The 10,143-nt window shown below is 41.3% G+C and carries 8 protein-coding genes and 2 pseudogenes; 7 read left to right on the top strand and 3 right to left on the bottom strand.

Going from position 1 to position 10,143, the window contains the following annotated elements:
• The 5 genes and pseudogenes from OCV82_RS06820 to OCV82_RS06800 form a co-directional block, all read left to right on the top strand.
• Positions 1-310, top strand: a pseudogene (locus tag OCV82_RS06820) (hypothetical protein); the annotation flags it as partial.
• Between the two features lie 36 nt (positions 311-346).
• Positions 347-1,294 (top strand): Rpn family recombination-promoting nuclease/putative transposase, encoded by a 948-nt coding sequence (locus tag OCV82_RS06815; RefSeq protein ID WP_154043701.1) that lies wholly within the window; start codon positions 347-349, stop codon positions 1,292-1,294.
• A 23-nt stretch (positions 1,295-1,317) separates the two neighbouring features.
• A pseudogene (locus tag OCV82_RS06810) lies at positions 1,318-2,025 on the top strand (hypothetical protein); the annotation flags it as partial.
• Between the two features lie 108 nt (positions 2,026-2,133).
• Positions 2,134-3,951: an arginine--tRNA ligase gene (gene argS / locus OCV82_RS06805; protein WP_154043700.1), complete on the top strand. Its 1,818-nt coding sequence runs from the start codon at positions 2,134-2,136 to the stop codon at positions 3,949-3,951.
• A gap of 2 nt (positions 3,952-3,953) precedes the next feature.
• Positions 3,954-4,592: a ribonuclease H1 domain-containing protein gene (locus OCV82_RS06800; RefSeq protein WP_154043699.1), complete on the top strand. Its 639-nt coding sequence runs from the start codon at positions 3,954-3,956 to the stop codon at positions 4,590-4,592.
• 84 nt (positions 4,593-4,676) lie between these two features.
• Here OCV82_RS06800 and OCV82_RS06795 read toward each other — a convergent pair whose 3' ends face one another.
• Positions 4,677-6,098 (bottom strand): sialate O-acetylesterase, encoded by a 1,422-nt coding sequence (locus tag OCV82_RS06795; protein ID WP_154043698.1) that lies wholly within the window; start codon positions 6,096-6,098, stop codon positions 4,677-4,679.
• A gap of 241 nt (positions 6,099-6,339) precedes the next feature.
• On the opposite strand from OCV82_RS06795, the gene OCV82_RS06790 reads away from it, so the two are divergent.
• On the top strand, positions 6,340-7,107 hold the full coding sequence (locus tag OCV82_RS06790) for a glycerophosphodiester phosphodiesterase (protein ID WP_154043697.1): 768 nt from the start codon (positions 6,340-6,342) through the stop codon (positions 7,105-7,107).
• A gap of 166 nt (positions 7,108-7,273) precedes the next feature.
• Here the strand turns inward: OCV82_RS06790 and OCV82_RS06785 are convergent, their stop codons facing one another.
• Positions 7,274-7,408: a hypothetical protein gene (locus OCV82_RS06785; protein WP_258322903.1), complete on the bottom strand. Its 135-nt coding sequence runs from the start codon at positions 7,406-7,408 to the stop codon at positions 7,274-7,276.
• A gap of 147 nt (positions 7,409-7,555) precedes the next feature.
• Between OCV82_RS06785 and OCV82_RS06780 the strand changes: the two genes are divergently transcribed.
• Complete coding sequence (locus OCV82_RS06780; RefSeq protein WP_154043696.1) at positions 7,556-8,449, top strand: serine O-acetyltransferase; 894 nt, start codon at positions 7,556-7,558, stop codon at positions 8,447-8,449.
• Between the two features lie 86 nt (positions 8,450-8,535).
• Here the strand turns inward: OCV82_RS06780 and OCV82_RS06775 are convergent, their stop codons facing one another.
• Positions 8,536-10,134 (bottom strand): sialidase family protein, encoded by a 1,599-nt coding sequence (locus OCV82_RS06775; RefSeq protein ID WP_154043695.1) that lies wholly within the window; start codon positions 10,132-10,134, stop codon positions 8,536-8,538.
• Positions 10,135-10,143: the final 9 nt, after the last annotated feature.

Raw genomic sequence — 10,143 nt, 5'->3', positions numbered from 1 at the left:
CACAGGAGAAATACCGGAAGGGGCAAATGCTCCCGGTCTGGAAGTCGTGAGAGAAAAACTAAAGATAGACAATATGACAAAAGTAGAGAAAGAGGCATACTACAGACACCTTGACAATATCGTAATTCTGAGAGACAATATAAATACCGAGAGGGCTGAAGGTAGAGCGGAAGGAAGGGCTGAAGGAAGAGCGGAAGGAGAAAAGCTCAAACAGACGGAAATTGCACGTAATATGAAGAATATGGGGATGGATGTAGGTACTATTGCTGCCATCACAGGAATGACGGAAGAGGAAATCAACAAGATTTGAAATAATACTTTTGCACAAATCAAAATATTTTAAATTATGGGAAATTATATCAGATTCGACTGGGCAATGAAACGCCTGCTTAGGGACAAGGCAAACTTTCAGGTACTGGAAGGACTGCTCACTACCCTACTGAACGAAAAAATAACCATAAAGAACCTGCTGGAAAGCGAAAGCAATCAGGAAGAGGAATATGACAAGTATAACCGTGTGGATATGCTGGCGGAAAACTCAAAAGGAAACCTAATCCTGATAGAAGTGCAGAACAACAACGAATATGCCTACTTCCAAAGAATGCTTTTCGGTACATCAAAACTGGTGACTGAATACATCAACAGAGGTGAGGGATACGACAAGGTTAGAAAAATATACAGTATAAATATCGTCTATTTCACTCTCGGACACGGAAAGGACATTGTTTATCACGGTAAAACAGAATTCCGCGGAATTCATACTAACGACATTCTGGAACTGAGTCCGTTCCAAAAGCAGACATTCAAGGTAGATGAAGTAAGCCAACTTTATCCGGAATATTATATCCTGAAAGTAAACGACTTCAATAAAGTGGCAAAAACTCCGCTAGAAGAATGGATTTATTATCTGAACACAGGAGAAATACCGGAAGGGGCAAATGCTCCCGGTCTGGAAGTCGTGAGAGAAAAACTAAAGATAGACAATATGACAAAAGTTGAGAAAGAGGCATACTACAGACATCTTGACAATATCGTAATTCTGAGAGACAATATAAATACCGAGAGGGCTGAAGGAAGGGCTGAAGGTAGAGCGGAAGGTTTGGAAGTAGGAAGAGCGGAAGGAAGAGCGGAAGGCAGGACGGAAGGAAGAGCAGAAGGTTTGGAAGTAGGAAGAGCAGAAGGAGAAAAACTCAAACAGACGGAAATTGTCCGTAATATGAAGAATATGGGAATGGATATAGGTACTATTGCTGCAATTACAGGAATGTCAGAAGAGGAAATTAGTAAAATTTGAACCGGCTGTAANCCTTCCGCTCTTCCTACTTCCAAAGAATGCTTTTCGGTACATCAAAACTGGTGACTGAATACATAAACAGAGGAGAAGGATACGACAAGGTTAGAAAAATATACAGTATAAATATCGTCTATTTCACTCTCGGACACGGAAAGGACATTGTTTATCACGGTAAAACAGAATTCCGCGGAATTCATACTAACGACATTCTGGAACTGAGTCCGTTCCAAAAACAGACATTCAAGGTAGATGAAGTAAGCCAACTTTATCCGGAATATTATATCCTGAAAGTAAACGACTTCAATAAAGTGGCAAAAACTCCGCTAGAGGAATGGATTTATTATCTGAACACAGGAGAAATACCGGAAGGGGCAAATGCTCCCGGTCTGGAAGTCGTGAGAGAAAAACTAAAGATAGACAATATGACAAAAGTTGAGAAAGAGGCATACTACAGACATCTTGACAATATCGTAATTCTGAGAGACAATATAAATACCGAGAGGGCTGAAGGAAGGGCTGAAGGTAGAGCGGAAGGTTTGGAAGTAGGAAGAGCGGAAGGAAGAGCGGAAGGCAGGACGGAAGGAAGAGCAGAAGGTTTGGAAGTAGGAAGAGCAGAAGGAGAAAAACTCAAACAGACGGAAATTGTCCGTAATATGAAGAATATGGGAATGGATATAGGTACTATTGCTGCAATTACAGGAATGTCAGAAGAGGAAATTAGTAAAATTTGAACCGGCTGTAACCTTCATCCAATATATTCCACACATGTTTCTGATTATCACTTTTTATTAGTACATTTGCAGCATTATTATCCGGATAAACAATAAAAACTGAAATAAATGAAGATAGAAGACAAGCTGACAGCAGCGATACTGCAAGGTATCAAGCAACTGTACGGACAGGAAGTGCCTGAAAAGATGGTACAGTTGCAGAAGACTAAGAAAGAGTTCGAAGGTCATTTAACCTTGGTTGTGTTCCCTTTCCTGAAAATGTCAAAGAAAGGTCCTGAACAGACTGCACAGGAAATAGGTGAATATCTGAAACAGAACGAACCGGCAATAGCGGAATTCAATGTGATAAAGGGATTCCTGAACCTGACTATTGCATCGGACGTTTGGGTAGAACTGCTCAACACTATACATAAGGACGATAAATGGGGAATTAAAGACGCTACAGACGAGTCTCCATTGGTAATGATTGAATATTCATCGCCTAACACAAACAAACCTTTGCATCTTGGACACGTGCGTAACAACCTGCTGGGTAACGCACTGGCTAATGTTATGGCTGCAAACGGCAACAAGGTAGTAAAGACAAACATCGTGAACGACCGTGGTATCCATATCTGCAAATCTATGCTGGCATGGCTGAAATACGGTAACGGCGAAACTCCTGAATCATCAGGTAAGAAGGGGGACCACCTGATTGGTGATTACTACGTGGCCTTCGACAAGCATTATAAAGCTGAAGTAAAGGAACTTACCGCTAAATTCATGGCTGAAGGCATGAACGAAGAAGAAGCCAAGGCTAAGGCTGAAGCAGAATCGCCACTGATGCTTGAAGCACGCGAAATGTTGCGTAAATGGGAAGCTAATGATCCTGAAGTACGCGGCCTGTGGAAGATGATGAACGACTGGGTATATGCAGGTTTCGACGAGACTTACAAGATGATGGGCGTAAGCTTCGACAAGATATACTACGAATCTGAAACTTATCTGGAAGGTAAGGAAAAGGTTATGGAAGGTCTTGAAAAAGGTTTCTTCTATAGAAAAGAAGACGGTTCTGTATGGGCCGACCTTACTGCCGAAGGACTTGACCACAAACTCTTGCTCCGCGGCGACGGTACATCCGTATATATGACTCAGGACATAGGTACAGCGAAACTTCGCTTCCAGGACTACCCTATCAACAAGATGATTTACGTTGTGGGTAACGAACAAAACTATCACTTCCAGGTTCTTTCAATACTGCTCGACAAGCTTGGCTTCGAATGGGGTAAGGACCTTGTACACTTCTCTTACGGTATGGTGGAACTTCCAGAAGGTAAGATGAAGAGCCGCGAAGGTACTGTAGTCGATGCCGACGACCTGATGGAAGCAATGATTGAAACTGCAAAGGAAACAAGCGCTGAACTTGGAAAACTTGATGGTCTGACTAAGGAAGAAGCTGATGATATAGCACGTATAGTAGGTCTTGGAGCATTGAAATACTTCATCCTGAAGGTAGATGCCAGAAAGAACATGACTTTCAATCCTAAGGAATCTATCGACTTCAACGGTAATACAGGACCATTTATCCAATATACTTATGCACGTATCCAGTCTATTTTGAGAAAGGCAGCAGAAGCTGGTATAAACATTCCTGAAACACTTAATACAGGTATTGAGTTAAGCACTAAGGAAGAAGGTCTGATACAGATGCTTGCCGATTTCAGAAACGTAGTGGCACAGGCAGGAAGCGACTATAATCCTTCTATCATTGCCAACTATGCCTACGACCTGGTTAAAGAATACAACCAGTTCTATCATGATTTCAGCATCCTGCGCGAAGAAAACGAGGCTCTCAAGGTGTTCCGCCTTGCACTGAGCAAGAACGTAGGAAAGGTTGTGAAACTGGCTATGGGACTTCTTGGTATCGAAGTACCTGAAAGAATGTAATAATGGCAGGAAAGAAATATTATACAGTCTGGAAAGGTGTAAATCCTGGGGTATATGACTCATGGACTGACTGCCAGCTCCAGATAAAAGGTTTCAAAGGCGCGCTCTACAAATCCTTCAATACGAGGGAAGAAGCAGAGCACGCCTTTGCTTCACCTGCGCATGAGTTCATGAACCCTCCCGGCAGAAAAAGCGGAGAAAGCACTGCCAAAAAACAGGAAGCAAATCTTCCGGAGAATTTCAACTTCGAATGTATAGCCGTAGATGCCGCATGTAGCGGAAATCCGGGTATGATGGAGTATCGCGGTGTGTATCTGCGAACCGGAGAACAGATTTTCCACTTCGGGCCTGTGTATGGAACTAACAACATTGGTGAATTCCTTGCAATAGTACACGGTCTGGCACTGCTGAAACAGAAAGGTCTTGACATGCCTATATATTCGGACAGCAGAAACGCTCAGCTGTGGGTGAAACAAAAGAAATGCAAGACTAATCTTGTGAGAAATGCCAAAACAGAGGAACTGTTCAAGTATATAGAAAGGGCCGAGAACTGGCTGAAGAACAACTCCTACTCCACTCCTATCCTGAAATGGCAAACAGACTTGTGGGGCGAAATTCCTGCCGATTTCGGACGAAAGTAATAATATAAAGAACGCTGCTTAAACAGTATTATAAACCTCTAAAATACCGTTTAAACAGCGTTTAATTTATATTACAAACCTATATTATTCCCAATTGTCAGTACGGAACGGATACATAGGAAGCTCACGAAGATTTGCCACATTACCCGGCTTGAAATCACGGAAACAGTAACGAACTGCAACCGGATTCTTAACCTTGTCCGACTTAACCTTTATCTGAAGATTGTTATATACCTCTGCTTCTGCAGGATAGAACACTTTATCATCTCCGGCAATCTCAAATCCTTCCATACCTTTCAGGCGGTTGAAACCGTCTTTTGCATGGTCGAACGAAAGAATTGCAGCACCGTCTTTTACTTCCATTGACTTATATACAGGGCCCATATCTTCCATTCCCTTGAATCCGTATGTGCGGCTCAATGCCATGTATGCCAGACGTTTACCCACATCTGTCTTGTCCTTTGGATGGATATTGTCCTTTTCGTACTCTTCTACAAGGTCGTTGGTGGAAATCATACCGCTGTTTGAGATTATTGACTGTGCCTTGAACTGCGCCTCGCGAAGCAATGCACTGCCGTTAGTCTCACACGAACCGAAAGGAGCAATCTCTACATAATAGAATGGAAGATCACCAAGCCCCCACTCCTTTCTCCATAGTTCTACCATCGTTTTCAGGCGCTCAGGATATGTTTTGTGCTTTCCTACATTAGATTCTCCCTGATACCACAGAAAGCCTTTTATAGTGTAGTTCTGTAGCGGCTTGAGCATACCATTGTACATCAGCGTAGGACTCATGTAATGCCACCAGTCATGACCGTCTTCCTTACGGATGTCTTTCTTCAGATTGATATCCTTATACTGCGATACGATGTCACGCGGAAGCCAACCCTCTACGGTACTTCCACCCCAGCTACAGTTTATAATTCCCACAGGAATATCCAGCACGCGGTTCATCATCATTGCAAAATTGAATGCTGTAGCACTGAAAGCACCCGCATTTGCCGGATTACTTACCTTCCAGCTTCCTTTACATCTATCTACAGGCTCCAACTGACCGTTTTTCTCTATTGTGGCAACACGTATCCACTTCCATTGTGAAGCAGTTGCTATAGTCTCGTTTGCACCTTCTATCGGACAATTCCAGAAACCAGCCAGAGGCATTTCCATATTAGACTGTCCAGAACAAAACCACACCTCTCCTATCAATATATTATTCAAAGTTGTCACCTCTCCGTCTGAAAGTGTTATGGTATATGGTGTATAGCTTGCCGATGGTGTCTGTATCTCTGCAATCCACTTTCCGTCATTATCCGTTTTCACGGTATATATATTGTTTGTCCATGACGGACTGATACTTACTTCGGCATTTGCCTTGGCTTTTCCCCAAAGTTTAACTTCGGTCTGTTGCTGCAATACCATATTATCACTCAAAATTTCGGGCAAATCAACTTTTGCCCATGCGCCCATCTGCATCAGCATGAGTGCTGCTAACAATGTTTTTCTCATATCTTTAAAGTTTTCCACAAAAATAATACTTTAGTAAAATAACTTGTAATACTATTTTTATCTTTTATAATACTGAGCCATATAAAATGTACGACGGAGTGCCATATACGTCCAGATATAACATATTCCAATATTTTGTAATAAGTTTGAAAATAAAAAGATATACAAATTTAATATCAATAATTTCAGCTCATACAAAATTCATTTTACTTTTGTGATAATAAAACAACATACTGAAATTATGAATTTAAAAAACATTCTTTTGGGATGCACACTGGCATTCATGACTTACACTGCACAGGCACAGACACAGATAATAGCTCATCGCGGATACTGGAAAACAGAGAATTCTGCCCAAAACTCAATTACCGGACTGAAGAAAGCTGCAGAAGCCAAAGTTTACGGCTCGGAATTTGATGTTCAGCTCACAGGCGACGGAGTGATTGTAGTGAACCACGATGACAACGTAAACGGAATAACAATTGCCGAAGTTCCTTACAGCAAACTTAACGGAATAAAGCTGAAGAACGGAGAAAAAATCCCTACACTGAAAGAATATCTTGCAGAAGGAAAGAAGTTAAAGGATATACAGATGATACTGGAAATCAAGCCTCACAAGACAAAAGAACAGGAAAAGGAAATTTCAGAGAAAGCCGTTAAAATGGTAAAGGAAGCAGGAATGGAAAAACAAGTGGAATACATTTCATTCAGCAAATACATTTGTGAGACCCTGGCACAACTAACTCCAGAATCCGAGATAGCATATCTGAATGGGGATATCTCACCTAAAGAGCTTAAGGAAAAGGGAATAAATGGTATAGACTATCATTACAAAGTATTCGAAAAAAAGCCTGAATGGGTAAAAGAAGCACACGAGCTGGGTATGAAAGTAAACGTATGGACAGTAAACAATACGGAAGATATCAAAAACATGCTCAAACTGAATGTTGATTATATCACTACAGACCATCCTGTAGAAGCCCTTAAAATATCCGGCTATAAAAATTAAAAAATACAGATGTAACAAATAGAAAACAAAAATGTAATATCAGTTACCTAATTTTGCTTCGAAATAAAATATGAATTGAAATTCTTTTAGGGACACTTCTAATAATTACCATATCATAGTTATGATACGATCATGCCGCGACTGTTGCATGTATCGTATCATTTTTTTATTTCACACGTCTGTTCAACTGATTGTTAGCCTTTTCCGGCTTGGACTTTCCAATACGTTTGCCACTGCTTTTTTTCTTTGCTCCCTGCTTGGCCTTGAAAGCAAAAGGATTGTTATTCTTTTTTATCGGCATAATGGATATAAATTTTAATGCGGAACAAATTTACTGTATTTTTATTTTATGTCAAAACACGTTTTCAGTCAAAAAATATTCATTTTATTACCGAAATAAGAAAATATACTTTACTTTTGCCAATAATATAATAAAAATCAGAGCAATATGACCTTATTTGATTATTCGCATATACTTACAGACATTGTTGACAAATTGTCGGACAACAACTCTTACCGCGGACTTTTCCACCAACATAAGGACGGAGAGCCTTTACCTTCGGGAAAAGCCCTGGAAGAAATCATCGACCTGTCAAGGGCAATATTGTTTCCGGGATATTTCGGAAAGTCGAATATCAACAGCCAGAACATAAACTACCATATCGGAGTCAATCTGGAAAGACTGTTCGAACTGCTTACCGAACAGATCCAGGCCGGTCTGTGCTTCGGAGTGGAGAACAACGGAATGGAAACAAAAGACGAACCTTGCCGCGATACGGCTGCCCATATTGCATCTGAATTTATCAGCCGCCTTCCTGAAATAAGGAGTATTCTTGCTACGGATGTGGAAGCTGCATATTACGGCGATCCTGCCGCGACATGTTTTGGCGAAATAATCTGCTGTTACCCGATTATAAGAGCGATTACAAACTACAGAATAGCACACGAGCTATATACTCTGAACGTTCCTCTCATACCAAGAATAATAACTGAAATGGCACACTCGGAAACAGGTATTGATATACATCCGGGGGCTACAATAGGGCATCACTTCACTATCGACCACGGAACAGGTGTGGTAATAGGGGCTACATGTATCATAGGCAACAATGTGAAACTGTATCAGGGTGTTACCCTCGGCGCAAAGAGTTTCCCTATGGACGAAAACGGAAATCCTATAAAGGGAATACCAAGACATCCTATACTTGAAGATGATGTAGTGGTATATTCAAACGCTACAATACTGGGACGTATCACGATAGGAAAGGGGGCAACCATCGGAGGAAACATCTGGGTTACAGAAAGCGTTCCGGCAGGTGCACGCATAGTACAAAGAAAATAAAAACAGAATTATATAAACCAAAAAAACTCCGGTACTTCACACTTAGAACAGTACCAGAGTTTTTTGTTTATAAAGCAATCAGAATATTATCTTAAAATCCATTCCAATGGCATGGAAATAAAGTTCATCGAATAATGGTCACTCATTGTTCCATCCTCATAGTATATACCTATTAAGCCATCTTCACATTTCACTATAGTGGAATATGCTCCAGGAAGGCTGTTGAACACGTATTTGTACGGCCATGTCTTTCCCTTATCCTTGCTGGCATAAATCGTCAGATTACTGCGGTTCTCAGCGTTAGGCATTGTGTGCAGATATATATCCTTGGAATATACCAGCATATCGGCATTACAGCTGTTGCCCCACAAATCCTTGTTAGTATAACCTTTTCCCCATGTAAGTCCGCCATCGTGCGAAACATTTAATCCGCGTTCTCCGCTACGGCGTGTAGAGATCACGACCGTACCGTCATGTTCCTCTACCAGCTTGGCCTCATCACCGCCAATAAAAGCCGCTTCTTTCGACACATTCCATGTCTTTCCCTCATCATCAGAATATACTATATAATTGCAGTAAGGGCCGTCCGTGAACTTGCAAACCATTACAAACAGAATTCTTCCATTCACAGATTTTCTTTTCTGATGTTTAAGGCACAGTCCCTTTCCGGAAGTGACAAACACACCCTGAAGCTTTGAAGGAGCATCTTTATATACAGCATCGTATATCGCATCAGATATTTCGTGAGGCTGCTCCCATGTTTCGCCATCATCATTGCTGGATGTCTGATAAACCTTAATACGGTCGTCATAAGCAGAACGCTGGAACTGACGGTCGGCAGCCATTAGACAAATCACCTTATCGCTTTCCGTTTCTACAATTGCCGCATCGCCATATCCATAGTCCGGTCCCTGGTTATAATTTCCGGCTATTGTCTTGGTTTCACTCCACGAAGCCCCATTGTCATCGCTATGTCTAGCTACAAGGTCTATTTTATTAGGCAAATCGGCATTACTGTTAAAACGTCTGTCCGTCACAGTGAGTATGCGACCTTTATGCCGGGAACTATTCTCAAGTACTATCATTGCCGGAATTCTGTAGAATTCAGACCCGTTGTCCCACGGATTGAACAGCATGGTCTGTCTGTCGTATATACATGTAATACCTTCTGGATTTCCAGATTCTACAGACATGAGCGAGCCATCCTTGCACAACAAACCTTCACACCTGACATCAATCTTGTTTCCGGCTTTTGCCTCAGACGAAATATCTGCAGTAAGCCACAGATAGTTTACCTCCTTCAACGGCATGAAATCCGAAGAAAAAGGAATATCGAGACTGTTTTCTGCCGAAGCACCGGCCTCAGCCAATAACAATGAATAAGCCTTAATATCACCGTTAAGGAAAGGAGTTTGCGTAGCATAAACCTTAAGTGATGAAATATCATTGCAGTCGGTAGTTCCATCAAGCGAAATTCTCAAACCTGATAGGAGAGGAGCTTCCCTAAGCAAATCCCTTTTAAGGTTTATTCTCAACAGAATATGGTCTGCATTGCCTTTTCCTGCTGTCAGAAATCCCTGATCTACGGTTATATCTGTAATGCCATTATTGCCCGATGCTATTGCAAAAGCTTTGCAAAACAATAAAAAAACTATCAGAGAAATTGTTCTTGAGTATTTGTTCATAAATGATAT

The organism is Bacteroides cellulolyticus, from assembly GCF_025567135.1.
Lineage (GTDB): Bacteria > Bacteroidota > Bacteroidia > Bacteroidales > Bacteroidaceae > Phocaeicola > Phocaeicola cellulolyticus.
The sequence above is the reverse complement of the archived record's forward strand: the minus strand, read 5'-3'. Positions and strand labels throughout refer to the sequence as shown.